General features: G+C 63.7%; 20 protein-coding genes. 19 read left to right on the top strand and 1 reads right to left on the bottom strand.

The genetic code is table 11. The annotated features are described in order from the left end of the window. Positions 1 to 111 precede the first annotated feature (111 nt). The 19 genes from Q0K23_RS10315 (at position 112) to rpiB (ending at position 24,139) form a co-directional block, all read left to right on the top strand. Positions 112 to 528, top strand: a complete 417-nt coding sequence (locus Q0K23_RS10315; protein ID WP_294521691.1) for a hypothetical protein — start codon at positions 112 to 114, stop codon at positions 526 to 528. 99 nt (positions 529 to 627) lie between these two features. Beyond that, the gene (locus Q0K23_RS10310) at positions 628 to 1,224 is read left to right on the top strand and encodes a helix-turn-helix domain-containing protein (RefSeq protein ID WP_294521689.1); all 597 of its coding nucleotides are present in this window, start codon (positions 628 to 630) and stop codon (positions 1,222 to 1,224) included. A 226-nt stretch (positions 1,225 to 1,450) separates the two neighbouring features. After that, the gene (gene glgB / locus Q0K23_RS10305; RefSeq protein ID WP_294521686.1) at positions 1,451 to 3,451 is read left to right on the top strand and encodes a 1,4-alpha-glucan branching protein GlgB; all 2,001 of its coding nucleotides are present in this window, start codon (positions 1,451 to 1,453) and stop codon (positions 3,449 to 3,451) included. A 92-nt stretch (positions 3,452 to 3,543) separates the two neighbouring features. After that, on the top strand, positions 3,544 to 4,758 hold the full coding sequence (locus tag Q0K23_RS10300) for a glucose-1-phosphate adenylyltransferase (protein WP_294521684.1): 1,215 nt from the start codon (positions 3,544 to 3,546) through the stop codon (positions 4,756 to 4,758). Then, positions 4,755 to 5,873 (top strand): glucose-1-phosphate adenylyltransferase subunit GlgD, encoded by a 1,119-nt coding sequence (gene glgD, locus Q0K23_RS10295; protein ID WP_294521682.1) that lies wholly within the window; start codon positions 4,755 to 4,757, stop codon positions 5,871 to 5,873. Before Q0K23_RS10300 ends, glgD begins: the two co-directional genes overlap by 4 nt. 130 nt (positions 5,874 to 6,003) lie before the next feature. Next, a complete protein-coding gene (gene glgA, locus Q0K23_RS10290; RefSeq protein ID WP_294521680.1) occupies positions 6,004 to 7,443 on the top strand; it encodes a glycogen synthase GlgA in 1,440 nt (479 codons plus the stop codon). 140 nt (positions 7,444 to 7,583) lie between these two features. After that, positions 7,584 to 10,022, top strand: a complete 2,439-nt coding sequence (locus Q0K23_RS10285; protein WP_294521678.1) for a glycogen/starch/alpha-glucan phosphorylase — start codon at positions 7,584 to 7,586, stop codon at positions 10,020 to 10,022. A 123-nt stretch (positions 10,023 to 10,145) separates the two neighbouring features. After that, positions 10,146 to 10,649, top strand: a complete 504-nt coding sequence (locus tag Q0K23_RS10280) for an RNA polymerase sigma factor (protein ID WP_294521676.1) — start codon at positions 10,146 to 10,148, stop codon at positions 10,647 to 10,649. Then, the gene (locus Q0K23_RS10275) at positions 10,636 to 11,850 is read left to right on the top strand and encodes a hypothetical protein (protein WP_294521672.1); all 1,215 of its coding nucleotides are present in this window, start codon (positions 10,636 to 10,638) and stop codon (positions 11,848 to 11,850) included. Before Q0K23_RS10280 ends, Q0K23_RS10275 begins: the two co-directional genes overlap by 14 nt. A 109-nt stretch (positions 11,851 to 11,959) precedes the next feature. Further along, positions 11,960 to 13,096, top strand: a complete 1,137-nt coding sequence (locus tag Q0K23_RS10270; protein WP_294521670.1) for a cysteine desulfurase family protein — start codon at positions 11,960 to 11,962, stop codon at positions 13,094 to 13,096. A 22-nt stretch (positions 13,097 to 13,118) separates the two neighbouring features. Further along, complete coding sequence (locus tag Q0K23_RS10265) at positions 13,119 to 14,519, top strand: MATE family efflux transporter (protein ID WP_294521667.1); 1,401 nt, start codon at positions 13,119 to 13,121, stop codon at positions 14,517 to 14,519. Positions 14,520 to 14,556: 37 nt separating this feature from the next. Beyond that, complete coding sequence (locus Q0K23_RS10260) at positions 14,557 to 15,315, top strand: MBL fold metallo-hydrolase (protein WP_294521664.1); 759 nt, start codon at positions 14,557 to 14,559, stop codon at positions 15,313 to 15,315. A gap of 234 nt (positions 15,316 to 15,549) precedes the next feature. Then, a complete protein-coding gene (gene hrcA, locus Q0K23_RS10255) occupies positions 15,550 to 16,611 on the top strand; it encodes a heat-inducible transcriptional repressor HrcA (protein WP_294521661.1) in 1,062 nt (353 codons plus the stop codon). A gap of 17 nt (positions 16,612 to 16,628) precedes the next feature. Continuing rightward, positions 16,629 to 17,195, top strand: coding sequence for a nucleotide exchange factor GrpE (gene grpE, locus Q0K23_RS10250; protein ID WP_294521657.1), 567 nt, complete (start codon positions 16,629 to 16,631; stop codon positions 17,193 to 17,195). A 187-nt stretch (positions 17,196 to 17,382) separates the two neighbouring features. Further along, a complete protein-coding gene (gene dnaK, locus Q0K23_RS10245) occupies positions 17,383 to 19,254 on the top strand; it encodes a molecular chaperone DnaK (RefSeq protein ID WP_294521654.1) in 1,872 nt (623 codons plus the stop codon). Between the two features lie 65 nt (positions 19,255 to 19,319). Then, positions 19,320 to 20,486, top strand: coding sequence for a molecular chaperone DnaJ (dnaJ, locus tag Q0K23_RS10240; RefSeq protein WP_294521652.1), 1,167 nt, complete (start codon positions 19,320 to 19,322; stop codon positions 20,484 to 20,486). 162 nt (positions 20,487 to 20,648) lie between these two features. Then, positions 20,649 to 22,865, top strand: coding sequence for a phospholipid carrier-dependent glycosyltransferase (locus Q0K23_RS10235; protein ID WP_294521650.1), 2,217 nt, complete (start codon positions 20,649 to 20,651; stop codon positions 22,863 to 22,865). Between the two features lie 11 nt (positions 22,866 to 22,876). After that, entirely contained in the window at positions 22,877 to 23,683 is an 807-nt protein-coding gene (locus Q0K23_RS10230) for a PHP domain-containing protein (protein ID WP_294521648.1), read from the top strand. 18 nt (positions 23,684 to 23,701) lie between these two features. Next, positions 23,702 to 24,139, top strand: a complete 438-nt coding sequence (rpiB, locus tag Q0K23_RS10225; protein WP_294521647.1) for a ribose 5-phosphate isomerase B — start codon at positions 23,702 to 23,704, stop codon at positions 24,137 to 24,139. Positions 24,140 to 24,204: 65 nt separating this feature from the next. Here rpiB and Q0K23_RS10220 read toward each other — a convergent pair. Further along, the coding region (locus Q0K23_RS10220; protein ID WP_294521646.1) for an adenosylcobalamin-dependent ribonucleoside-diphosphate reductase at positions 24,205 to 26,115 on the bottom strand (1,911 nt) is incomplete at its 5' end.

Below are 26,115 nucleotides of genomic sequence, written 5' to 3'. Positions count from 1 at the left end.
GATAGACTTTATTTTTTTGTAGTTTCCCATTGTTTGGGGATTTATAGCCACTTTCCTTTTAACATCGCCCCGACCGGTGCTACCGGCGCCACAGGCCCCACACAGCCCGCCGTGTACGGCAATTTCTCCAGCAGCGCAGCCCAGACCTTCTATACGCCCCTCTACGGCTCCATCACCTTCGACCAGTTCAACGGCAAGGGCATCACTCAGAGCGCCAACGGCCAGTACGCTGTCATCCAGACCGCCGGGCTCTACCTCATCAGCTTCGGCGCCCTGTCCAACACCGACCTGCCCCACTATATCACCATCGGCATCACCCCCGGCGGCTATCTCTCCTGGGCCCGTACCTCCCTGGCCAACGGCGTACTGGTGAGCCGCACCATCGCCGTGCCCCTGCTGCCCACCTTTCTTGTGGGCATCCACGTGGACTCCGCCGACAACAACACCCCGGTCTCCCTCCCCGCCACCCCCGCCTACTCCAACGCCTTCCTCACCCTGACGCTGGCGGGCCCCTTCCCTCTGCCCTGAATTTTCCAGTCCTGTCCGCCATTTTTCAATTGTAAATTGTCTCCATACCTGCTACAATGACAGAGGAGTAAATCTCAGTTACGCAGGGAGGGACCAGCCATGACCCTTGGCCAGAAGATCCGCGAGGCCCGCCAGAGCAAGGGAATGACCCAAAAAGAGCTGGTCGGGGACTATATCACCCGCAATATGCTCTCCAAAATCGAAAATGACAGCGCCATTCCCTCCGTGCGCACCCTGGAGTATCTGGCCGGGGCCCTGGGCTTTCCCACCGGATATTTTCTCTCCGGCGCGCCGGTGTCCGATGGCACCGCCCCCGACGGTCTTGACGAGGCCCGCGCCGCCTACCGGGAGCACCGCTGGAACGACTGCCTCACCGCTCTGGAGGCGGACAACAAGGCGGGCACCACGGACGAGGGCTATCTGCTCCACGCTCTGGCCGGTGCCGCCGCCGCCCGGGAGGCCCTGGACGCAGGCCGCCTGGTGGAGGCCAGAGAGCTGGCGGAGAACGCCCAGTATTACAATCAGGAGGGCATGTACGGCAGCGCCTGGCTTTCCGCCGAGCTGTCCCTGATCCTGGGGACCTGCCTCACCCGTCTGGGGGAGGAGGGCTATGCCCAGCAGCGGGCGGCTTTTCTCCGCGCTTTTGAGGCCATGGAGCAGAACCACCAGGCCGCCTCCGGCGAGCAGACGGATTGATCTGAAATCCGTCTGCCTTTTTTGTGCCCATTTCCCCTGTTTGCAGGCGGGTTTCACACCTTATTTAGTTTTTACCAGTTCCACCCTTGACTGATACCCCGTATTGTTGTATAATTTATACAAATAAGTTCCGTTAAAAACAGTCAATTGTGTCAATTCGACAATCAAAACCGCTCATTTGTCTTCTTTTTTGTAACTTTTTTCCAATTCTCTGGAGGTGTTCCCTATGACCCGCACGGATCAATCTACCCCGGCCCCCCAGCAACCTGATACACCGCTTTTTCATTTTTTGCAGGGGGATAACTGCCACACGCAGGACTATTTGGGCGCCCACCCCGCCAGTGTGGACGGGCAGGACGGCTATGTCTTCCGCGTGTGGGCGCCCCACGCCAGGGGCGTGTCCGTGATGGGCGACTTCAACGGCTGGAGTGAGGAGTCCCACCCCATGAACCGCCTGGACGGCGGCGTGTGGGAGCTGTTTATCCCGGGCATGAAGCAGTACGATACATATAAGTACGCGGTCCACGCCCGGGACGGCCGGGTGCTGGCCAAGTCCGACCCCTACGCCTTCCACGCCGAGACCCGTCCCGGCAACGCCTCCAAGCTCTACGACCTGTCCGGCTATCAGTGGGGCGACCAGAAGTGGCTGGAGTACCGGAAGAGCCATCCGGTCTACCACAGTCCGCTGAATATCTACGAGATGCACCTGGGCTCCTGGCGCCGCACCGGCGAGGGCGAGTTCCTCAGCTACCGGGACATCGCGGGCTGGCTGGTGCCCTATGTGAAAGAGATGGGCTTCACCCACGTGGAGATGATGCCCATCACCGAGCACCCTCTGGACGCCTCCTGGGGCTACCAGTGCACCGGCTACTTTGCCGCCACCAGCCGGTTCGGCATCCCCCATGACCTGATGTACCTCATCGACCAGCTCCACCAGGCCGGCATCGGCGTGATCCTGGACTGGGTGCCCGCCCACTTCCCCAAGGACGCCTTCGGCCTGTACGAGTTTGACGGCGAGCCCTGCTACGAGTATGCCGACCCCCGAAAGGGCGAACACGCCGACTGGGGCACCAGGGTGTTTGACTACGACAAGAAGGAAGTCCGCTCCTTCCTGTTCTCCTCCGCCCTCTTCTGGCTGGAGCAGTACCACATCGACGGCCTGCGGGTGGACGCCGTGGCCTCCATGCTCTACCTGGACTACAGCCGCCAGAGCGGCGAGTGGGTGCCCAACAAGTACGGCGGCCACGAGAATCTGGAGGCCATCGACTTCCTGCGCACCCTCAACACCCACATCTTTGTCCCCCACCCCGACGTGCTGATGATCGCCGAGGAGTCCACCGCCTGGCCCCTGGTGTCCCACCCGGTGGACGAGGGCGGCCTGGGCTTCAACCTGAAGTGGAACATGGGCTGGATGAACGACATCACCCATTACATGAAGCTGGACCCCTACTTCCGGCAGTTCAACCACAAGGACATCACCTTCTCGCTGATGTACGCTTTCTCGGAGAACTTCATCCTGCCCCTGTCCCACGACGAGGTGGTGCACATGAAGGGCTCCTTCCTCAACAAGATCCCCGGCCCCTACGAGGAGAAATTCGCCGGCGTCCGGGCTTTCTACATCTACATGCTCACCCACCCCGGCAAGAAGCTGCTGATGATGGGCAGCGAATTCGGCCAGTGGAACGAGTGGCACTACGAGTACTCCCTGGACTGGCACCTGCTGGAGAACAAGGAGAACCAGGACATCAAGGCCTTCTTCCAGGCGGCCAACGCCTTCTACCTGGAGAACAAGCCCATGTGGGACCTGGACTTCTCCTGGGAGGGCTTCCAGTGGATCTGTGCCGACGACAACCAGAACAACTGCGCCTCCTTCCTGCGGAAGGACAGCAAGGGCGACTTTATCCTGGCTGTGTGCAACTTCTCCCCGGTCCACCGGCCCGGCTACCGGCTGGGCGTCCCCTACCGGGGCACCTATCAGTGTGTGTTCAACTCCGACGACGAGCGCTTCGGCGGCTCCGGTCTGGGCGACAAGGAGCCCCTGAGCTCCGAGGATATCCCCATGCACAGCCAGGACCAGTCCCTGGTCATCGACATCCCCCCCATGAGCGGCGTGATCTACCGGTGCACCCGGAAGAAGCCCGCCCTCAAGAAGAAGACAGCCAAGACGGCCGGCACCGTCAAGCTGACCCCCGTGGGCAAGAAGCGCTCCACGGCCAAAAAATCCTGATTTTTCTCCGGGACGGCCTGCCCCAGCCGTGCCGCCCCGGCGGAAAGTTATACATCCAGCGCATTACCACCAAATAAGCAGAGGTGTTAGGAATGAAAAAGGAATGTGTCGCTATGTTGCTGGCCGGTGGACAGGGCAGCCGTCTCTACGCCCTGACCAGCCACGTAGCAAAACCCGCCGTCCCCTTCGGAGGAAAGTACCGCATCATCGATTTCCCTCTCTCCAACTGCATCAACTCCGGCATTGACACCGTGGGCGTGCTGACTCAGTATCAGCCCCTGGAGCTCAACGCCTACCTGGGCAACGGCCAGCCCTGGGACCTGGACCGGTCCGACGGCGGCGTGCACGTGCTGCCGCCCTACGTCCGGGAGGGCGCTTACGGCACCTGGTACAAGGGTACCGCCAACGCCATCTATCAGAACATCGGCTTCCTGCAGCTGTATGATCCCGACTATGTGCTGATCCTCTCCGGCGACCACATCTACAAGATGGACTACGGCGCCATGCTGGCCTACCACAAGGCCAAGGGCTCGGCCTGCACCATCTCCGTGCTGGAGGTTCCCATTGAGGAGGCCAGCCGCTTCGGCATCATGAACGTGGACGAGGAGGACAACATCTACGAGTTCCAGGAGAAGCCCAAGGAGCCCAAGAGCAACCTGGCCTCCATGGGCATCTACATCTTCACCTGGTCCAAGCTGCGTGACTACCTCATCGCCGACGAGGCCAACCCCGACTCCTCCAACGACTTCGGCCACGACATCATTCCCGCCATGCTGGGCGCCGGCGAGAAGATGGCCGCCTACCGCTTCAAGGGCTACTGGAAGGACGTGGGCACCATCAACTCCCTGTGGGACGCCAACATGGACATGCTGTCCATCGGCACGGGCATCGACCCCTACGATCCCAGCTGGCCCATCTATGCCCGGTCGCCAACGAAGCCCCCTCACTTCACCGGCCCCGACGCCAAGATCACCCACTCCATGGTCACCGGCGGCTGCGAGGTGTACGGCAAGGTTGAGAACTCGGTGCTCTTCCACTCCGTCACCGTGGAGCCCGGCGCCACCGTGCGCTACTCCATCCTGATGCCCGGCACCGTGGTCAAGGCCGGCGCCACTGTGGACTACGCCATTGTGGCGGAGAATGCGGTCATCGGCCGCGACGCCACCGTGGGCACGCCGCCTCCCAGCGGCGAGCCCGGGGACTGGGGCATCACTGTGGTGGCCCAGGACATCGAGGTGGGCGACGGCGCCGTCGTGCCCGCCAACGCCATGATTACCCGTAATGTGAAAGGGGGTGCTGCGAAATGATGAACAAGCTGCATGGCATCATTTTCGCGTACCGCTCCAACGCCGACCTGCGGGAGCTGACCCAGGTGCGTAACACCTGCTCCGTCCCCTACGGCGGCCGCTACCGTATCATCGACTTCATGCTCTCCAACTTCGTCAACGCCGGCATTGCCGACGTGGGCATCATCGTCCACGCCAACTATCAGTCCCTGCTGGACCACCTGGGCTCCGGCAAGGACTGGGACCTGTCCCGCAAGCACGGCGGCCTGCGCATCCTGCCCCCCTTCGGCTATGCCAACAAGCAGCGGGGCGGCGTGTGCCGTGGCCGTATGGATGCCCTGGAGGGCGTCTACTCCTACCTGAAGAACATCAAGCAGGAGCACGTGGTGCTGGCCGGCGGCGATATCGCCGTCAACCTGCCCATGCGTGAGATCTATCAGCAGCACATCAAGAGCGGCGCCGACATCACCGCCGTGTGCACCCGCAACCCCAAGGGCGATCCCAAGTCCTCCGACTACTTCACCATCGGCGCCGACGGCCGGGTGACCGACGTGTCCGTCCATCCCTATGCCCCGGTGGGCTGCGAGTCCCTGGAGGTGTATATCCTCTCCAAGAGCCTGCTGCTCTCCCTGGTGGATCACTGCGCCGCCCACAATATCCCCTCCTTCAGCCAGGGCGTGCTCCAGTCCATGGTCCACTCTCTGAAGATCGTCCCCTACATCTTCGACGGCTACGCCGCCCGGCTCCAGTCTGTCCCCGGCTACTTCGCCCGCAGCATGGAGCTGCTCAAGCCCGAGGTCCGGGCCGACCTGTTTGTGCCCGACCGCCCCGTCAAGACCAAGGACCAGTCCAACCCCTCCACCTACTACGGGGAGCAGGGCAGCTCGGTCAACTCCCTGGTGGCCGACGGCTGCATCATCGAGGGCACGGTGCGCAACTCCATCCTCTTCCGCGGCGTGCGGGTGGAGGAGGGCGCTCTGGTGGAGAACTGCATCCTGATGCAGGGCACCACCATCCAGCAGGGCGCTGTCCTCAAGTACACCATCACCGACAAGAACGTCCACGTCAACCCGGGCCGGATGCTCATGGGCCACGAGACCTATCCTCTGGCCATCGCCAAGGACGAAACTGTATAATCTGACCGGCGGACGGCGACCGCCGAGACCGCGAGAGACGGGGCCGGACAGGCTTCGTCTCTCGCTCGCGTCCTCCCCAAAATAAAATTCACCGGCCTCCCCGGCGGCCGGTTCTGAAAGGAGCTCCCATATGAATATCCTCTTTGCTTCCTCCGAGGTAGCCCCCTTTATCAAAACTGGCGGACTGGCGGATGTGGCCGGCTCCCTGCCCAAGGCCCTGGCCGCCATGGGCAACGACGTACGGGTCATCCTGCCCCTCTACGAGGGCATCAGCCAGGACTGGCGCAGCCAGATGACATACCTGTGCAATTTCCACGTCCATCTGGCCTGGCGCACCCCCTACTGCGGCATCTTTGAGCTGCAGCGGGACGGCGTCACCTACTACTTCGTGGACAACGAGTACTACTTCAAGCGCTCCCAGATCTACGGCCACTACGACGACGGCGAGCGGTTCGCCTTCTTCTCCCGCGCCATCATCGAGACCCCCGGCCACATAGGCTTCTGGCCCGACGTGATCCACTGCAACGACTGGCAGACCGCCCTGGTGCCCATCTACCTGCTGGAGGAGCGCCACGTGGTGCCCGAGCTGCGGGGCGCCAAGAGCGTGTACACCATCCACAACATCGAGTACCAGGGCCGGTACGGCAGCCAGGTGCTCAAGGATCTGCTGGGCCTGGCGCCGGGCTATTTCAACGAGCATATGCTGGAGTACCACGGAGACGTGAACCTGATGAAGGGCGCCATCTACGCCGCCGACTATGTCACCACCGTCTCCCCCACCTACGCCCAGGAGCTCCAGTACGCCTTCTACGCCCACGGCCTGGAGGGCGTCGTCGCGGACAACCGGAACAAGATCCGGGGCATCCTCAACGGCATCGACACCGAGCTCTACAACCCCGCCAACGGCAACGGCCTGGCCGCCGCCTTCAATCCCGACGACCTGTCGGGCAAGCAGGCCTGCAAGGCCGCCCTGCAGCAGGCCTGCGGCCTGAACCAGGACCCGGATGCGCCCATCATCGCCTGCATCTCCCGTCTGGTCAAGCACAAGGGCTTTGACCTGGTCACCTCCTCCATCCACGACATCATGGGCATGCACAACGTGCAGATGGTGGTGCTGGGCACCGGCGACTGGAACTATGAGGAGGCCTTCCGCCACGCGGCGGCCCAGTATCCCGGCCGCTTCGCCGCCCACATGATGTACTCCGCCTCCCTGTCCACCGCCATCTACGGCGGCGCCGACCTGTTCCTCATGCCCAGCGAGGCCGAGCCCTGCGGCCTGTCCCAGATGATCGCCATGCGGTACGGCACCGTGCCCGTGGTCCGGGAGACCGGCGGCCTGAAGGACACCGTGTGGCCCTACAACAAGTTCACCGGCCAGGGCCGGGGCTTCACCTTCGCCAATATCAGCGCCCACGACATGATGTGGGTCCTCCACGAGGCCGTGGATCTGTACCACAACAACCCCAAGGCCTGGCGCGGTCTGATGCACGCCGGCATGACCGCAGACTTCTCCTGGAACAAGTCCGCCGATGAGTACCTGGAGATTTACGGTTGGATTACCGGAAAATAAGCTGTTATTTTTGTCTTAATCTCCGATTTTACATCTGTTGCGTTGACATTAAATAACTCCTTGTGGTAAAATAGGGCGCTGCTACCAAGGCAGCTATTCTGTTTTCCCAGCCTATTTTATGTTATAGGAGATGCGTTCCCTTGCATAACTATACGAAAACTGAATTGACCAACCTGATCACCGGCAAGCTGCGCCGCAACTTCGGCCGGGATGTGGATGAGGCCACTGTTCCTCAGATGTTCAAGGCCTGCGCCATGGTGCTGCGGGATATCATGTCCGCCCACGAGCTGGAGACCGAGGACCGGGTGAAGGACAGCCACGCCCGTCAGGTCCACTATCTGTCCCTGGAGTTCCTCATGGGCCGGTCCCTGATGAAGAACGCCTATAACCTGGGCGTGCTGGAGCCCCTGACCCAGGCCATCGAGTCCCTGGGCTTCTCCGCCGCCGACCTGTTCGAGGCCGAGCCCGACGCCGGCCTGGGCAACGGCGGCCTGGGCCGTCTGGCCGCCTGCTACCTGGACTCCATGACCACCCTGGAGATCCCCGCCACCGGCTACTCCATCTGCTATGAGCTGGGTATTTTCAAGCAGAAGATCGTGGACGGCCAGCAGGTGGAGCTGGCGGACAACTGGCTGGGCCTGGGCGACGCCTGGCTCATCCCCAAGGTCGACGAGACCGAGACCGTCCACTTCGGCGGCAAGGTCACCGGCTACTGGGATGAGAACGGCCGCCACCGCGTGGCCTACGAGGGCGGCACCGACGTGCTGGCCATCCCCAAGGACATGGAGATCGCCGGCTACGGCACCGACCACGTGAACGTGCTGCGCCTGTGGGACGCCAAGAGCCCCGTGCCCGTGGATATGTCCCTCTACTCCCGCGGCGAGTATCTGAAGGCGGTGGAGCAGCAGGCCATGGCCGAGGTCATCGCCAAGGTCCTCTACCCCGACGACAACCACTACGAGGGCAAGTCCCTGCGCCTGAAGCAGCAGTACTTCTTCGTCTCCGCCACCGTCCAGTCCATCGTGCGCCAGCACCGGGCCCAGTACGGCACCCTGCGGAACTTCCATGAGAAGCATGTCATCCAGATCAACGACACCCACCCCACCCTGGTGATCCCCGAACTCATGCGGATTCTCCTGGACGTGGAGGGCTACAGCTGGAACGACGCCTGGAATATCGTCACCCACACGGTGGCCTACACCAACCACACCGTCCTGGCCGAGGCCCTGGAGCGCTGGCCCCAGGGGCTCATTGAGAACCTCCTGCCCCGTATCTGGCAGATTTTGAAGGAGATCGCCGCCCGCTATCAGCGCACGCTGGAGCAGCACTTCCACGGCGACCAGAGCAAGGTCTCCAAGATGGCCATTATCTGGAACGGCGAGGTGCGCATGGCCAATCTGTGCGTGTGCGCCTGCTACGCGGTGAACGGCGTGTCTGCCCTCCACTCGGAGATTTTGAAGCAGGACGTGTTCCACGACGCCTACACCATGCGTCCGGAGCAGTTCAAGAACGTGACCAACGGCGTGGACCACCGCCGCTGGCTGTCCCAGATCAACCCCAAGCTGGACGCCCTGGTAAAGGAGTGCACCGGCGGGGACGACTACCTGCTCCACCCGGAGGCCATCCGCGGCCTGGAGAAGTACAAGGACGACCAGAGCGTCCTCTCCCAGCTGGAGGCCATCAAGAAGGAGAACAAGCGCCGCTTTGCCGCCTATGTGGCCCGGGAGTCCGGTGTGGTGCTGAACACCGACGCGGTCTTTGACGTGCAGGTGAAGCGCCTCCACGAGTACAAGCGGCAGCTGCTGAACGTGCTGCACATCATCCACCTGTACAACCAGCTGCGGGATAACCCCAACATGGAGTTCACCCCCCAGACCTTCCTCTTCGGCGCCAAGGCGGCCCCCGGCTACCACGTGGCCAAGAAGATCATCCAGCTCATCAACTCCCTGTCCGCCCAGATCAACGCCGACCCCATCTGCAAGGATAAGCTCCAGGTGGTCTTTTTGGAGAACTACCGGGTCTCCCTGGCGGAGAAGCTCATGCCCGCCTCTGAGATCAGCGAGCAGATCTCCACCGCCGGCAAGGAGGCCAGCGGCACCGGCAACATGAAGTTCATGATGAACGGCGCCCTGACCATCGGCACCCTGGACGGCGCCAACGTGGAGATGCACGACCGTCTGGGCGACGAGAACATCTTCCTCTTCGGCCTGAAGGCCGACGAGGTGGTGGAGCTCAAGCGTCGGGGCTACAAGCCCTACGAGTACTATGTGGGCTCCCCCAGCATGAAGGCCGTGCTGGACCAGATCGCCCGCGGCTTCAACGACGGCGTCAGCTACACCGACCTGACCAACCGGCTCCTCTTCGGTCAGAACGGCAGCGCCCCCGACGAGTACCTGCTGCTGGCCGACTTTGAGAGCTACCGTGCCGCCCACGAGCGGGCCGGCAAGGCCTATCTGGACCAGAAGGCCTGGAACCGGATGTCCCTCATCAATATCGCCCGGTCCGGTATCTTCGCCGCCGACCGCTCCATCCGGGACTATGCCGAGAACATCTGGCATGTCCCCACCCGGGAGCTGTAATATAACCAGTCCCCTCAGCCGCCCGTCCCTCTCCGAGGGGCGGGCGGTTTTTCGTTTTTTTCCCTTCCACGCAATCAAATCTCCTCCCACGCTGTTTTATAGGTAGAAGGGAGTTGAAACGCTATGCTCACCCTGCAAGGTTCCCCTCTCTCCTGGGAGGAGGTTCTGGACCGGTACAGCCCCCTGGTCTTCCGTCTGGCCTGGCAGTCCCTGGGCAACCGGCAGGACGCCGAGGACGCGGCCCAGGAGGTCTTTGTGGCCCTGGTCCGGTCCAGCCCTTCCTTCCGGGATGAGACCCATCTCCGTGCCTGGCTCATCCGCACCACCTCCCACCGCTGTAAAAACCTGGCCGCCTCCGCCTGGAAGCGGCGCACCGTCCCCCTGGACCCGGACTGGACCCCACCCGCCGGGGAGCCGCCCCAGGCCGGAGCGGTGCTCTCCGCCGTGGGCCGGCTGCCGGAGAAGTACCGTACCGCCGTATACCTCCACTATGTAGAGGGGTACACGGCGGAGGAGATCGCCGCCCTGCTGGGCTGCCCCAGGGGCACGGTGCTCTCCCGGCTCATGCGGGCCAGAAAGCTGCTGCGCGATCTGCTGAAGGAGGAATTTGACCATGACCAACGCTGAACTTTACCGGCAGTCCCTGTCCTCCCTCACGCCTGGGGAGGACTGGCGGGAGCGCACCCTGGCCGCCATGGAATCCGCCTCCCCCCGCCCGGCCAGACGCCGGACGCTCCCCATCCTGGCCGCCTGCGCCGCTCTGGTGATTGCCGCCGGACTGGGCTGGCGCTGGTTCTCCGGCCCCACACCCCGCACCTTCCCCGGCGGCACGGTCAGTCAGAACCCGGGTTACACCTCCGCCCAGACTCTGGAGAAAATCTCCTGGTCCGCCCCGGTGGGCATGGGTATGGGCGGCTCGGATGACACCCAGGGCTCCTTTATGGTACATGACCTGGAGGAGATGACGGGCGTCAATCCCACCCTGGACAATACGGACAGTATAAAAGAGTTGCCTGTATACAAAAATCCCATCCCCAGCCAGGAGGAACAGCTTCGCTTCGCCCAAAATGTCGCCGCCGCCCTGGGGACTGAGATCACCGATTATGAGAGCTACGGCCCGGAAACCGGCTCACCCTACCGCTTCTTCTCCGCGCATATGGCCGATGGCGGACGGATGAGTATGGAAAATCTCATCAGCTGCCATGTCTGGCTGCCGGAGCGCCTGCCCCTCCCCGCCTGGGCGGACACCCTGGAAAAAGCTGCCCCCCTGCTGTGGGAGCAGCTGGCCCCCCTGGCCGGGTTTGACAGCCCCGCTCTGCAGATAACCACCGATTATAGCTTCACCGGCGAATGGAACCAGAATTTCTTCTGGTTCCGCCATGATCCGGAGGACTCCCTCACCGACCAGCTGCTGGACTACTGCTTCAACCGCATCGGATATGTATTCTGGCACGAAAGCCTGAGCGGTATGGGCTCCCTTGATCTCCCCTGCTGGCCCACGGAAGAGGGTGTGCTCTACCCCATCCGTACGGCAGAGGAGGCGGTGGCGGACTTCCGCGCCGGGGATTCCCTGGGCATGGACGCCCCCACCGACGGCGCCAACGCCCAAATCCTCCATGTGGAGCTGGTGTACATGAACCAGAGCTATCAATCCTATATCCAGCCCGCCTACCGCATCACCTACACCCAGGACTACTGGGATGAGACTGACGTCATGTCCAAGGCTCCCGACCCTGAGTCCTTCTCCAGCGTCAGCGTGGCCTACGTCCCCGCTGTGGTGGACGAATACCTGGAGGAACTGGACCTGCAGTACATGCCCAACACCTGATTCCACTCCCTCAAGCGGGGCGGCCTTTCTGTTAGGCCGCCACGCTTGACTTTATATCGGTTCCGAATTAGAATTGAGGGGAAATTGTGAGACTAAGGAGCGAATTTTTTTGATTTATCTGGACAATGCCGCCACCACCCGGGTGTGCCCTGAGGTCGCCCAGGCCGCGCTGGAGGCCATGACGGAGCAGTACGGCAACCCCTCTTCCCGCTATCCCCTGGGCCGTGAGGCCGCCAAGCGACTCAAGGATCAGCGCAGTCAGGTGGCCGCCGCCCTGGGCTGCGCGGCGGAGGAGATCTTTTTCACCTCCTGCGGCACCGAGGGGGACAACTGGGCCATCCGCGGCGCCGTGGAGCTGGGCAAGCGGAAGGGAAAGCACATCATCACCACCGCCTTTGAGCACTCCGCCGTGCTGGAGCCCTGCAAGGCCCTGGAGCGGGAGGGGTATGAGGTCACCTGGCTCAAGCCGGACAAGACCGGCCACATCTCCATGGACGAGCTGACCGCCGCCCTCCGGCCGGACACGGTACTGGTGTCCATGATGCTGGTGAACAATGAGGTGGGCACCATCCAGCCCGTAGCCCAGGCCGCCCGGGCCATCAAGGCCGCCGGCTCCCCTGCCCTGCTCCACACCGACGCGGTGCAGGCCTTTCTGAAAATCCCCTTCACCCCCAAGGCCCTGGGGGTGGACCTGCTCACCATCTCGGGCCACAAGATCCGGGCCCCCAAGGGCGTGGGCGCCCTGTACATCCGCAAGGGCCTCCGGTTCCCGCCCCTGATGCTGGGCGGCGGCCAGGAGGAGGGCATGCGCCCCGGCACCGAGGCCACCGCCCAGACCGCCGCCTTTGCCGCCGCCTGCGCGTTGGGCAAGCGGGAGATGAACTCCTATACCGCCCGTATGAAAGAGCTGAAAGAATACGCGCTGGAGTCGCTTCCGGCGGCCATTCCGGAGCTGAAGCGGGTGGGCGAGGGGGAGGCCCCCCACATTCTCTGCTTCACCCTGCCCGGCTACAAGAGTGAGGTGCTGGTGCGGGTGCTGGGGGACATGGGTGTGTGCGTGTCCGCCGGGTCGGCCTGCCACCGGGGCAAGCCCAGCCATGTGTTCGCCGCCATGGGCCTGCCCAAGAACGAGATGGACGGGGCCTTCCGGGTGTCCTTCTCCCCGGACAGCACCAAGGAGGATGTGGACGGCCTGCGGGAGGCCCTGGTCAAGGCCCGGGACACCCTGTTTACCACCCTGTCCTGAGACGGGATAAAGAGAGGTGGCTATGCTCTCCTACATGAACCGGGGCGGGGCCTTCTACCGTGACGTGGTCCGGCTGGCCCTGCCCATTGTCTTTCAAAATCTCATCACCGAGTCCCTGGCACTGGTGGACACCTTTATGGTGGGCTCCCTGCCCGGAGACGCCCCCATGGCGGCGGTGACCCTGGCCAACATCCCCATCTTCGTCATCCTGCTGCTCATTTTCGGCCTCCAGAGCGGGGCCTCCGTGCTCATCAGCCAGTTCTGGGGCAAGGGGGACACCGACTCCATCAACCGGGTCATCGGCATCGGCTTCTACGCAGCCGGCAGCATCACCCTGCTCTTCGCCCTGGTGATGTACTGCTTCCCGGTGGAATTCCTGGGCCTGTTCTCCAACAACCGGGAGGTGGTGGAGCTGGCGGCGGGGTACGGCCGGGTGGTGGGCTTCTCCTACGTGTTCAACTCCATCACCCAGGTCTACCTGGGGGCCCACCGGTCCATGGAAAACCCCAAGCTGGGCCTGTGCGTGCTGGGGGTATCCATGGTGTCCAACACCTTCCTCAACTGGGTGTTCATCTTCGGCAACCTGGGCGCGCCCCGGCTGGGCGTGGTGGGCGCCGCCGTGGGCACCCTGCTGGCCCGGATGCTGGAATTCATCGTCATGGTGACCTACGCCGCCCGCAGCCGCCGCTTCCCCTTCAAACCCGCCCTGGTGTTCCGCCCCGGCCGGGAGCTGCTGGCCCGGTACATCCGGTACTCCACCCCGGTCGTGCTCAACGAGACCCTCTGGGGCCTGGGTACCGCCCTCTACCCCACCATCATGGGCTATATGGAGGGCTCCACCGAGATCCTGGCGGCCTACGCCATCTCGGGCAACATTGAAAAGGTGTGCACGGTCATCGTCTTTGCCACCGCAGGCACGGCGGCCATCATCATCGGCCGCGAGATCGGCGCCGGCCGGATGGACACGGTCTACGACACCGGCCGCACCCTGAACACCCTGGCCTTTCTCTCCGGGCTGGTGGTGAGCGTGCTGGGCATCCTGGGCACCCTGTTCTTCATCAGCCCGGTGGTGTACCCCAACTTCAGCCTGTCCAGAGAGGCCCAGAGTATCGCCACCATGATGCTGCTGGTCACCTTCGCCTTCCTGTCCGTCCGCTCCTTCAACACCACCAACATCGTGGGCGTGCTCCGGGGCGGCGGCGACGTGCGGGCCGCCACCCTCAACGACCTGCTCCCTCTCTGGTGCTTCGCCCTGCCCCTGTCCGCACTCTTCGGGCTGGTGCTCAAGCTGGACATCTTCTGGGTCTATCTGGGCATCTCCCTGGAAAACGTGCTGAAATTCTTCATCGGCCTTTGGCGGTTCCGCTCGGGGGCCTGGATCCACGACGTGACCCAGGTCAGCTACCGGAAATCGCCCGAATGATTCTCGTGCCGGGCCACCCGGCGGAAAGGAGCTCCCCATGAAGGTCACCGTCCTGATGGAAAACACCTCCCCCGAATGCCTGCTCCACGAGCACGGCCTGTCCCTCCACCTGTCCTATGAGGGCCACAGCGTCCTGCTGGACGCGGGCTCCTCCGGCCGGTTCACAGAGAACGCCGCCGCCCTTGGCGTGGACCTGGCCGCCGTGGAAAAGGCCGCTCTCTCCCACGGCCACTGGGACCACGCCGACGGCCTGGCCGCCTTTTTTGCCTGCAACGCCGCCGCACCGGTGTACGCCCGGCCCGCCGCCCTGCTGCCCCGGTACCGGGAGAAGGACGGCAGCTACGACGGGGTGAGCCCCGCCCTCATCGAGCAGTTCCGGCATCGCTTCGACCTGGCCGACGGACCCCGGGACCTGCTGCCCGGCCTGCACCTCATCCCCGACGCGGTGGAGCACGAGCAGTCCCTGGTGGCCGAGACGGCCAAGGGCCTGGTGGTCATGAACTCCTGCTGCCACGCCGGGGCCGGGTATATTGTAAATGATATCCTGTCCCGCTTCCCCGGAGAGCGGGTGTACGCCATTCTGGGCGGGTTCCACCTGATGGGCAGCGGCGGCACCGCCACCCTGGGGGTGGCCCCCGGCATTGTCCGCAACCTGGCCCACTGGCTCACCGACGAGCTGGGTGTGGCACAGGTGTACACCGGCCACTGCACCGGCGGCCCCGCCTTTGCCCTGCTCCAGGAGGAGCTGGGGGAAAAACTGACCTATCTCCGGACCGGCCTGACCCTGGAATTCTGAATCACCCCATCTGCCGCCGCGGCAGGGACGGAACTTCCGCCTCTGCTGCGGCGGTCTTTTTCCTTTCTCCGCCGGTTCTTAGCAATCTTTCCTTCCATCTGCTTTCCCTGTTCCCAAATTTTTTCTGTTCACAAATCATTTACAACCAACCTATTGACAATATCGGGGGATGGTGGTACATTTACGTTAGCACTCAGGAAGTATGAGTGCTAAAACAAGAAGGGAGGCAGCACGATGGATCTGACAGACCGAAAGAAACGCATTCTGCGGGCTATCATTGAGAACTATATCGAATCGGCGGAGCCGGTGGGCTCCAAGACCATCGCCGAGTCCTCCGGACTGGATGTCTCCTCCGCCACCGTCCGCAACGAGATGGCCGACCTGGAGGCCATGGGCTACCTGGAGCAGCCCCACACCTCCTCCGGGCGCATCCCCTCCCCCAAGGGCTACCGGCTCTACGTCAACGAGCTGATGGACGACTACCGCCTCTCCGTCCAGGAGACCCAGCGGATCAACCAGGCCCTGCGGATGAAGATGCAGGAGCTGGACCGGGTCATCGACCAGGCGGGACGGATCGTCTCCCAGCTGACCCAGTACCCCGCCTTCGCCCTCTCCTCCGGCATGGAGCGGGTGACCATCAAGCGGTTCGACCTGCTGATGGTGGAGCGCAGCGCCTTTATCATCGTGGTGATGACGGACACCAACGTGGTCCGCAACCGGCTGGTGCGGCTGCCTACTGATCTGAGCGAGCCCCAGCTCCAGCTGCTCAACACCCTGCTCAACACCACCTTTACCGGACTCACCCTGGAGGAGATCACCCCCGAGCTGATGCGGGTGGCGCAGCACGCCGCCGGCGACTCCTACGGGCTGATCAGCCTGGTGGTCTCCTTTGCCATCGAGGTCCTGGAGGAGCTGGAGCACCGGAAGGTGCACACGGCGGGCATCGCCCATCTCCTCGAGCACCCCGAATACCGCAGCCTGGAGAAGGCCCAGACTCTGATGAGCTACCTCTCCGAGGACAACGACCCCAGCCGCTTCCCCGTCCCCAAGGACAACCCCATGAGCATCCTCATCGGCCCGGAAAACGTAGCCGACGCCCTGAAGGACACCAGCGTGGTGGTGGCCAGCTATGACATCGGCGAAGGGATGCGGGGCGTCATCGGCGTGGTGGGTCCCACCCGTATGGATTACGCCAAAATCACCGCCCGCCTGTCCTATCTGGCCCAGGGCCTTTCCAAGCTGTTCGGACAGAGCGAGCTTCCCCCCGTGGAAGAGAACCATGACGGCAAGAAATAGGAGTGAGCACATAAGCTATGAGTAAAAAGGATAAGGAAAAGGAGCCCGTCTCCCAGCAGGAGACCCCCCAGGCCCCCCAGGAGGAGGCCGTGTCCCAGGCCGGAACGGCTGACGCCCCCGACAGCGCCCAGCTGACCGCCGCTCTGGAGTCCGCCGAAAAGGCTATGGCCGCCCTGAAGGAGAAGGAGGACCAGTTCCTCCGCCTGGCTGCCGAGTACGACAACTACCGCCGCCGCAGCCAGAAGGAAAAGGAATCGGCATGGAACGACGCCAAGTCGGAGACCGTGCTGGCCTTCCTCCCGGTGTACGACAATCTGGAGCGGGCCCTCAAGCAGGACACCGCCGACGAGGCCTTCAAAAAGGGCGTGGAGATGACCATGACCCAGCTGCGCGACATTCTCAAGAAGCTGGGCGTGGAGGAGATCCCCGCCCTGGGTCAGCCCTTTGACCCCAATCTCCACAACGCGGTGATGCACGTGGAGGATGACTCCGTGGGCGAAAACACCATTGTGGATGTGTTCCAGGCCGGCTTCAAGTCCGGCGACAAGGTGGTCCGGTTCGCTATGGTAAAAGTGGCGAATTAAAGAGAAGCGCTGAGCCGTCGTGAGCAGCCCGGATGGACCGGAGCGAGGGCGCGAAACCGAAGGGCCGCACAGCGGGCCTGTTTCAAGCCTGAGCCGCAGGGAAGCCGGGTGTCGCGAACAGGCGAAGCGTGACACCACCCATTCCACTCGTTAAAAAACAATTTCGATATATTGGAGGAAAAACACTATGTCTAAGATTATTGGTATCGACCTTGGTACAACCAACAGCTGCGTCTCCGTCATGGAGGGCGGCGAGGCCGTCGTTATCCCCAACGCGGAAGGAAACCGCACCACCCCCTCTGTCGTCGCCTTCTCCAAGGACGGCGAGCGTATGGTGGGCCAGGTGGCTAAGCGCCAGGCCATCACCAACCCCGACCGCACCGTGATGTCCATCAAGCGCCACATGGGCACCGACTACAAGGTGGACATTGACGGCAAGAAGTACACCCCCCAGGAGATCAGCGCCATGATCCTTCAGAAGCTGAAGGCGGACGCCGAGGCCTATCTGGGCGAGACCATCACCGAGGCGGTCATCACCGTCCCCGCTTACTTCTCCGACTCCCAGCGTCAGGCCACCAAGGACGCCGGCCGCATCGCCGGTCTGGACGTGAAGCGTATCATCAACGAGCCTACCGCCGCTTCCGTGGCCTACGGCATCGATAAGGAGAAGCAGGACCAGAAGATCATGGTCTACGATCTGGGCGGCGGCACCTTCGATGTGTCCATCCTGGAGATCGGCGACGGCGTCATCGAGGTTCTGGCTACCTCCGGCGACACCCACCTTGGCGGCGATGACTTCGATCAGCACATCATGAACTGGATGGTGGACGAGTTCAAGAAGGAGTCCGGCATCGACCTGTCCGGCGATAAGGTGGCCATGCAGCGCCTGAAGGAGGCCGCCGAGAAGGCCAAGATCGAGCTGTCCGGCGTCACCTCCACCGCCATCAACCTGCCCTATATCACCGCCGACGCCACCGGCCCCAAGCACCTGGACCTGACCCTGACCCGGGCCAAGTTCGACCAGCTGACCGCCGACCTGGTGGAGCGGACCGCCGGTCCTGTCCGTCAGGCTATGAGCGACGCCGGCCTGTCCTCCTCCGACCTGTCCAAGGTCCTGCTGGTGGGCGGCTCCACCCGTATCCCCGCCGTGCAGGACATGGTCAAGAAGCTCACCGGCAAGGAGGGCTTCAAGGGCATCAATCCTGATGAATGCGTGGCCATGGGCGCCGCCATCCAGGGCGGCGTGCTGGTGGGCGACGTGAAGGGCCTGCTGCTGCTGGATGTCACTCCCCTGTCCCTGGGCATCGAGACCATGGGCGGCGTGATGACCAAGCTCATCGAGCGCAACACCACCATCCCCGCCAAGAAGAGCCAGATCTTCACCACCGCCGCCGACAACCAGACCTCCGTGGAGGTCCACGTGCTCCAGGGCGAGCGTGAGATGGCCCAGTACAACAAGACCCTGGGCCGGTTCAACCTGGACGGCATCGCCCCCGCCCGCCGCGGCGTGCCTCAGATCGAGGTCACCTTCGACATCGACGCCAACGGCATCGTGAACGTGTCCGCCAAGGACCTGGGCACCGGCAAGGAGCAGCACATCACCATCACCTCCTCCACCAACATGTCCAAGGAGGACATCGACAAGGCCGTCCGCGAGGCCGAGCAGTTCGCCGCTGAGGACGCCAAGCGGAAGGAAGAGGTGGACGTGCGCAACCAGGGCGACCAGATGGTGTACCAGACCGAGAAGGTCATGGAGGACCTGAAGGATAAGCTGTCCGCCGAGGACAAGAACACCCTGGACGCCGCCCTGAACAAGCTGAAGGACGCTCTGAAGGGCACCGACACCAACGCCATCAAGACCGCCACCGAGGAGCTGGGCAAGGCCTTCTACCCCATCAGCGAGAAGCTGTACAGCCAGGCTGGCGGCCAGCAGGCCGGCCCCGGCCCCGACATGGGCGGCGCGGGCTTCGGCGGCGCTCAGGCCGGCCAGAGCGACAACGGCGACCCCAACGTGGTGGACGCCGACTACAAGGTCGTGGACGACGACAACAATAAGTAATTTCAACTGGGATATCAGGCGGGGGCTTGTCCCCCGCCGTTTCCCGCGTAAAGAGGTGAACTCCCATGCCAGATCAGAAACGGGATTATTATGAGGTCCTGGGCGTGTCCAAGAGTGCGTCGGACGACGAGATCAAGAAGGCCTACCGCAAGCTGGCCAAGCAATACCACCCGGACCTGAACCCCGGCGATAAGACCGCCGAGGCCAAATTCAAGGAGGTCAACGAGGCCTACGAGGTCCTGTCCGACAAGGACAAGCGGGCCAAGTACGACCAGTTCGGCCATGCCGGCGTTGACCCCAACTTCGGCGCGGGAGCCGGAGGACCCTTCGGCGGCTTCTCGGGCGCCGACTTCGGGGACATCGACCTGGGCGACATCTTCGGCTCCTTCTTCGGCGGCGGATTCGGCGGCGGCTCCTCCAGCAGCCGGCGCAACGGCCCCATGAAGGGCGACACCCTGCGGGCCGGTGTGACCATCACCTTTGAGGAAGCTGCCTTCGGCTGTGAGAAGGAGATCATCCTCAACCGGGAGGAGTCCTGCGACACCTGCCACGGCACCGGCTGTGAGCCGGGCACCACCGCCGAGATCTGCCCCAACTGCCGGGGCACCGGCACCGTCCGCATCCAGCGGGGCGGCGGTGCCTTTACCTTCGCCACCACCACCACCTGCCCCAAGTGCGGCGGCACGGGCAAGATCATCCACCAGCCCTGCAAGACCTGCAACGGCTCCGGCTCGGTGCGCAAGCAGCGCAAGATCACCGTAAAAATCCCCGCCGGCATCGACAACGGCCAGGCCGTGTCCCTGCGGGGTCAGGGCGGCGCGGGCCGCAACGGCGGTCCTGCCGGAGACCTGATCATCAGCGTCACCGTCCGGCCCCACGCCTTCTTCAAGCGGGACGGCACATCCGTCTACATGGAGCAGCCGGTGTCCTTCCTCCAGGCCACCCTGGGCGCAGAGCTGGAGATCCCCACAATTGACGGCAAGGTGAAGTGGACCCTGCCCGAGGGCACCCAGCCGGGCACCACCTTCCGCCTGCGGGGTAAGGGCATCCCCTCCATCAACGGCAGAGGCCGCGGCGACCAGTTCGTCACGGTCCAGGTCCAGGTCCCCAGGAACCTGAGCCGGGAGCAGAAGGAGGCGTTGCACGCCTATGGCCAAGCCATGGGCGAGATTCCAGCGGACCATGAAGACGGCCTGAAGGGCTTCTTCGACAAGAAGCGGAAGAAGAAATAACCCCCCACCCCTGCGGTGCGGAGCATATGCCATAAAAAATAGAGGGCGGACTTTGGTCCGTCCCCTATTTTTTTGCGCCGATCTATGGTAGAATGACTCTGTGTTATGCCCTACGGCGGAGATGTCCTCCACCCCCGCCCATTCTGTCTCCGGAGGTCTGCCATGATGAACCTCATGCAGTATATCACCCCCACGCTGGTGCTCCCCATCGTGGTCCTGGCCGCCATGTTCTGCCTGCTGAGCTACTACCGCCACGCCATGTCCCCCCGGACAGGCACCCTGGAGTGGGTCACCGCGGCCAGCCGCACCCCCCGCCCCCTGTCCTTCCCCCGCCGCCGGTTCCCCATGCGGCGGAAGGACGCTCTGCCCCTGCTGCTGCTGACAGCGGTGTACGCCTTCACCGCCTTCTGGAACCTGGGGTCCTTTACCAACCCCCAGTCCTTCTGCCAGCTCTCCTCCGGTCAGACCGTCACCTTCACCCTGGCCGAGCCCACCGCTATCTCCCGGGTCATGTACTACACCGGCCTGAATACCGGCAGCTACACCCTGGAGGCCAGCCCGGACGGCGAGACCTGGTATACCCTGCTCTCCTACGAGGATGAGGAGAACCACGTCTCCGGCCTGATCTGGAAGGAGAACAAGAGCGGCTCCACCCTGCCCGCCGGGCTGGACAGCGGCAACACCTCCGCCGCCCTCCACCAGAAGTACTCCGACCTGTTCAAGTGGATCGACAACTCCGTGCTGCGCACCGGAGAGGGCCCCGATCCCCTGTCCCTGGAGGTGCGGATGTTCCGCCTCACCGGCAACCCCGACAGCGGGGACCAGTGGCTGGAGCTGGGCGAGCTGGCCCTGTACGACGCCGACGGAGCGCTCATCACCCTGCGGAACATCTCCTACACCGGCGAGGGCGCCTCCCCCCTGTTTGACGAGGGCGAGACCGTGCCCGCCATGCCCACCTGGTACAACTCCTCCTACTTCGACGAGATCTACCACCCCCGCACCGCCTACGAGCACATCCGGGGCATCTACCCCTACGAGATCTCCCACCCGCCTCTGGGCAAGCTGATCATCGGCCTGGGCATCCGCATGTTCGGCCTGACCCCCTTCGGCTGGCGGTTCATGGGCGCCCTCTTCGGCGTGCTCATGGTGCCTCTGCTCTATGTGTTCCTGAAAAACCTGTTTGGCAAGACGGTGGTGGCCTTCTGCGGCACGGCTCTCTTCGCCTTTGACTTCATGCACCTGACCCAGACCCGCATCGCCACCATCGACACCTACGGCGTGTTCTTTATCCTGGCCATGTACTACTTCATGTACCGGTACCTGACCCTGCCCGCCGGCACCTCCTTCCGCAAGGGGGCCCTGCCCCTGTTCCTGTCCGGCCTTATGTGGGGTATCGGCGCGGCCAGCAAGTGGACCGTGATCTACGGCGCAGTGGGCCTGGCCCTGCTCTACTTCATCGGGCTCTACTTCAAGTGGCGGGACTGGCCCCAGGCCGAGGACGCCCCCCGGTTCGCCCCCTGGCTGGTCAAGACCCTGCTGTTCTCCGTGCTGTGCTTTGTGCTCATCCCGGCGGTGATCTACACCGCCTCCTACCTGCCCTACGCCGCCGCCAAGGGGGACACCAGCCTGGAGAACCTGATCAAGGTCATGTGGGACAACCAGGTCTACATGCTCACCTACCACGAGGGCGTCCACACCCCCCACCCCTACTCCTCCCGCTGGTATCAGTGGATCGTGGACGGCCGTCCCATCCTCTACTACCTGGACAACACCAGCGGCGCGTCCCAGGGCCTCAAGTGCGCCTTCGGCGCCTTCTCCAACCCCATCGTGTGCTGGGGCGGCCTGCTGGCCATGATCGCCTGCGCCGCCCAGTCCTTCCGCCGGTTCCGCTCCAAGATGCTCTTCTTCCTCCTGTCCGGCCTGGTGGCTGCCGGTGCGGTCATCGGCGTGGACGGGGTGCTCAGCGCCGAGCTGGACAATCTGGTCCGGCTGCGCAATCTGTGCCTGCTGGTGGGCGGGGTGCTCATCTACTGGGTGCTGGGCTATCTGGCCAGCAGGGCCTTCCCCCGGTACTCGGCCAAGGCCATGTTCATCCTCATCGGCTACCTGTCCCAGCTGGTGCCCTGGATGTTCATCGGCCGCATCACCTTCGCCTACCACTACTTCCCCTCCATCCTCTTCCTGGTGCTGGCCCTGGCCTATGTGTTCAACGACCTGGCGGGCCGCAGGGCGCCCGGCTGGCGGGCGGCGGTCTACGGCACCACCGGCGGCGCCGTGGCCCTGTACGCCGCCTTCTACCCCGTGCTGGTGGGCATCATGGTCCCCATCTGGTACACCACCAACTTCCTGCGCTGGATCCCCGGCGCGTGGCCCTTCTGAGGAGGTGCGCTGTGTTCCTCTCCGACTACCACTCCCACAGTCTGGTGTCCTTTGACGGAAAATTCCCCATGATCGACATGGCCCAGGCCGCCGTGGCCGGTGGGCTCAATGAGCTGTGCATCACCGACCACTGCGACTTTTTGGATGAGAACGGCGTCCCGGTGCGCACCTACGACTGGGACAAGGCCCTGGCGGAATACGACGCCGCCGACGGCTTCCACAGCCGGACGGGCTTCTCCCTCCGGCTGGGCCTGGAGCTGGGCATGCCCTACCTGGACCCCGCCGTGGCGGAGCGCATCTGTGCCCAGCCCCGGCTGGACTTTGTGCTGGGTTCGGTCCACAACCAGTCCCCGGAGCGGGGCGGCGTGGACTTCTACTACGCCGACTACTCCACCGCCGCCGCCTGCCGGGAGGCTCTGGACGACTACTTTGCCTCTCTGGCCCTGCTGGCGGAGACCGATTTCTACGATGTGCTGGCCCATATCATCTACCCCCTGCGGTACATGAAGCCCGCCGACGGCCCCGTCACCCTGGAGGGCTACGAGGACCGTCTGGACGCCCTGCTCCGCACCGCCATCGGCCGGGGCAGGGGCATGGAGGTCAACACCTGGTGCGGCCGGACGCTGGAGGACTGGATGCCCCTGCTGAAGCGGTACCGCGCCCTGAGGGGCGAGATCGTCACCGTGGGCTCCGACGCCCACGCCCCCGACAACGTGGGCAAGGGGGTCCCCCAGGCCTTTGAGCTGCTGCGGGAGGCCGGGTTCCGCTATGTGACCGTATTCCGGCGGAGAAAGCCGGAATTTATCCCCATTATTTAAAAAACGGAGGTACCTGTTATGACTATTGCACTTGGTTCCGATCACGGCGGCTTTGCGCTCAAGGAACACATCAAGACCTACCTGGACAGCCGCGGCATTGCCTGGAAGGACTTCGGCTGCAACAGCACGGAGAGCTGCGACTACCCTGACTTCGGCGCCGCCGCCGCCAGGGCGGTGGCATCCGGCGAGTGCGAGAAGGGCATCGTCGTGTGCACCACCGGCATCGGCATCTCCATCACCGCCAACAAGATCAAGGGCATCCGCTGCGCCCTGTGCCGGGACGTGCTCTCCGCCCAGCTCACCCGCCAGCACAACAACGCCAACATGCTGGCCCTGGCCGGCGGCTTCACCGGCCCCTTTGAGGCCGACCACATCGTGGCCGCCTTCCTGGACACCCAGTTCGAGGGCGGCCGCCATGAGCGCCGGGTGAACAAGATCATGGCCCTGGAAAACTGAGCCCCTTCCACGCCATAAAAAATCAGGCATTGCCTTCCGGCAATGCCTGATTTTTTATACTCTTATCAGCCGCACTTGGAGTATCCGCAGTTGCGGCAGGTGACGCAGCCGCCCTCATGCTCCAGCTTGCTGCCGCACTCGGGGCAGAACTTGGCCAGCTTGGCCTCAGCGGGGGTCATATTGGGGTTCACCGGGCCCTTGGCGCGGGGCGCAGATGCCTTGGCGGACGCGGAGACGGTGGGCTGGGGCTTGTTGCCGTCGTGGGTGGCCTTGATGACCTTCTCGATGGACTTGGCGATGGCGTCGGGGCAGGAGGTGACGGGCACGCCGGGCTGGCGCAGGCAGGAGGGGCAGCGAATGCCCTTGAGCTGCTGGATGATCTCCTTGGGGTCCATGCCGGAGCGGATACCCACGCTCACCAGACGGGCGGTGGCCTCGCTCTGGCTGGGACAGCCGCCGGCCCGGCCGGTGTTGGTGAACACCTCGCAGATGCCGGTCTCATCGTAGTTGACGGTGATATACAGGTTGCCGCAGCCGATCTTCACCTTCTCGGTAAAGCCGCTGGTGACGGCGGGACGGGGACGGGGCAGGATGGTGCCGTAGGCGCTGGTCTTCATGACGCAGGCGGCACCGTCACAGCTGGCCTCCAGCACGGCGTCCACCATGGGGTCGCCGGTGGTGTCCTTCTTCTCCGCCTTGTCCTTGCCGTCGTTGACCTTGCCGATGTTGAGCACCTGCTCGTCACGGCTGCCGTCCCGGTAGATGGTGGTGCCCTTGCAGCCCAGCTTGTAGGCCAGGGTATACACCTCGGCCACCTCCTCCTTGGTGGCGGAGTTGGGGAAGTTCACCGTCTTGCTGACCGCGTTGTCAGTGTAGGCCTGGAAGGCGGCCTGCATCTTCACGTGCCAGATGGGGGACACGTCGTGGGCGCAGACAAAGACCCGCTTGATGTCCTCGGGGATGCCGTCCACGTGGGCCAGGCTGCCCTGCTCCACGATCTGGCGCATCAGCGCGTCGGAGTAGAGGCCCCGGGAGACCAGCACGTTCTTGAGGATCTGGTTGGTCTCGATCAGGTGGGTGTTGTCCATCACGTTGCGGATATAGGCGTAGGCAAACACGGGCTCCACGCCGGAGGACACGCCGGCGATGATGGACAGGGTGCCGGTGGGGGCGATGGTGGTGACGGTGGCGTTGCGGAGAGGCTTGCCGTTGCGGTAGGTGCTCTCGCTGAACAGGGGGAAGGCGCCCCGGACCTGGGCCAGGGCCTGGCTCTCCTCGTGGCCGATGGTGTTCACCAGCTCCATGACCTCCCGGGCCATGGCCACGCCCTGGTCGCTGTTGTAGGGGATGCCCATGTAGAGCAGCATGTCGGCAAAGCCCATGACGCCCAGGCCGATCTTCCGGGTGGAGCGGGTCATGGCGTCGATCTCGGGCAGGGGGTACTTGTTGACCTCAATGACGTTGTCCAGGAAGTGGACGGCATTGCGGATGGTGGTGGTCAGCTTGTCCTTGTCCAGCACCCAGCGGCCGTCCTCCTCCTTCAGGTGGGTCACCAGGTTGATGGAGCCCAGGTTGCAGGCCTCGTAGGGCAGCAGGGGCTGCTCGCCGCAGGGGTTGGTGGACTCGATCTCGCCCTGCTGGGGGCAGGGGTTGTCCCGGTTGAGCCGGTCCAGGAAGATGATGCCGGGCTCGCCGGTCTGCCAGGCGGAGGAGACGATCTTGTCAAAGACCTCCCGGGCGCTGAGGGTGCCGGTCACCTTGTGGGAGGCGGGGTCCACCAGCTCGTAGCTGCCCCCGTTCTCCACGGCCTGCATGAACTTCTCGGTGATGCCCACGGAGATATTGAAGTTGGTGATCTCCTTGGTGTCGTTCTTGCAGGTGATGAAGTCCAGGATGTCGGGGTGGTCCACCCGGAGGATGCCCATGTTGGCGCCCCGGCGGGTGCCGCCCTGCTTCACCGCCTCGGTGGCGGCGTT

This window comes from uncultured Pseudoflavonifractor sp. (genome assembly GCF_944387275.1).
GTDB classification, from domain to species: domain Bacteria; phylum Bacillota; class Clostridia; order Oscillospirales; family Oscillospiraceae; genus Pseudoflavonifractor; species Pseudoflavonifractor intestinihominis.
Note: the sequence above shows the minus strand (reverse complement) of the source record. Positions and strands in the feature narration are given on the sequence as shown.

Excerpts from the sequence above, each read along its gene's own strand:
- Q0K23_RS10310 (WP_294521689.1), top strand. The coding sequence starts at position 628 with ATGACCCTTGGCCAGAAGATCCGCGAGGCCCGCCAGAGCAAGGGAATG.
- glgB (WP_294521686.1), top strand. The coding sequence starts at position 1,451 with ATGACCCGCACGGATCAATCTACCCCGGCCCCCCAGCAACCTGATACA.
- Q0K23_RS10300 (WP_294521684.1), top strand. The coding sequence starts at position 3,544 with ATGAAAAAGGAATGTGTCGCTATGTTGCTGGCCGGTGGACAGGGCAGC.
- glgD (WP_294521682.1), top strand. The coding sequence starts at position 4,755 with ATGATGAACAAGCTGCATGGCATCATTTTCGCGTACCGCTCCAACGCC.
- glgA (WP_294521680.1), top strand. The coding sequence starts at position 6,004 with ATGAATATCCTCTTTGCTTCCTCCGAGGTAGCCCCCTTTATCAAAACT.
- Q0K23_RS10280 (WP_294521676.1), top strand. The coding sequence starts at position 10,146 with ATGCTCACCCTGCAAGGTTCCCCTCTCTCCTGGGAGGAGGTTCTGGAC.
- Q0K23_RS10275 (WP_294521672.1), top strand. The coding sequence starts at position 10,636 with ATGACCAACGCTGAACTTTACCGGCAGTCCCTGTCCTCCCTCACGCCT.
- Q0K23_RS10265 (WP_294521667.1), top strand. The coding sequence starts at position 13,119 with ATGCTCTCCTACATGAACCGGGGCGGGGCCTTCTACCGTGACGTGGTC.
- Q0K23_RS10260 (WP_294521664.1), top strand. The coding sequence starts at position 14,557 with ATGAAGGTCACCGTCCTGATGGAAAACACCTCCCCCGAATGCCTGCTC.
- hrcA (WP_294521661.1), top strand. The coding sequence starts at position 15,550 with ATGGATCTGACAGACCGAAAGAAACGCATTCTGCGGGCTATCATTGAG.
- grpE (WP_294521657.1), top strand. The coding sequence starts at position 16,629 with ATGAGTAAAAAGGATAAGGAAAAGGAGCCCGTCTCCCAGCAGGAGACC.
- dnaK (WP_294521654.1), top strand. The coding sequence starts at position 17,383 with ATGTCTAAGATTATTGGTATCGACCTTGGTACAACCAACAGCTGCGTC.
- dnaJ (WP_294521652.1), top strand. The coding sequence starts at position 19,320 with ATGCCAGATCAGAAACGGGATTATTATGAGGTCCTGGGCGTGTCCAAG.
- Q0K23_RS10235 (WP_294521650.1), top strand. The coding sequence starts at position 20,649 with ATGATGAACCTCATGCAGTATATCACCCCCACGCTGGTGCTCCCCATC.
- rpiB (WP_294521647.1), top strand. The coding sequence starts at position 23,702 with ATGACTATTGCACTTGGTTCCGATCACGGCGGCTTTGCGCTCAAGGAA.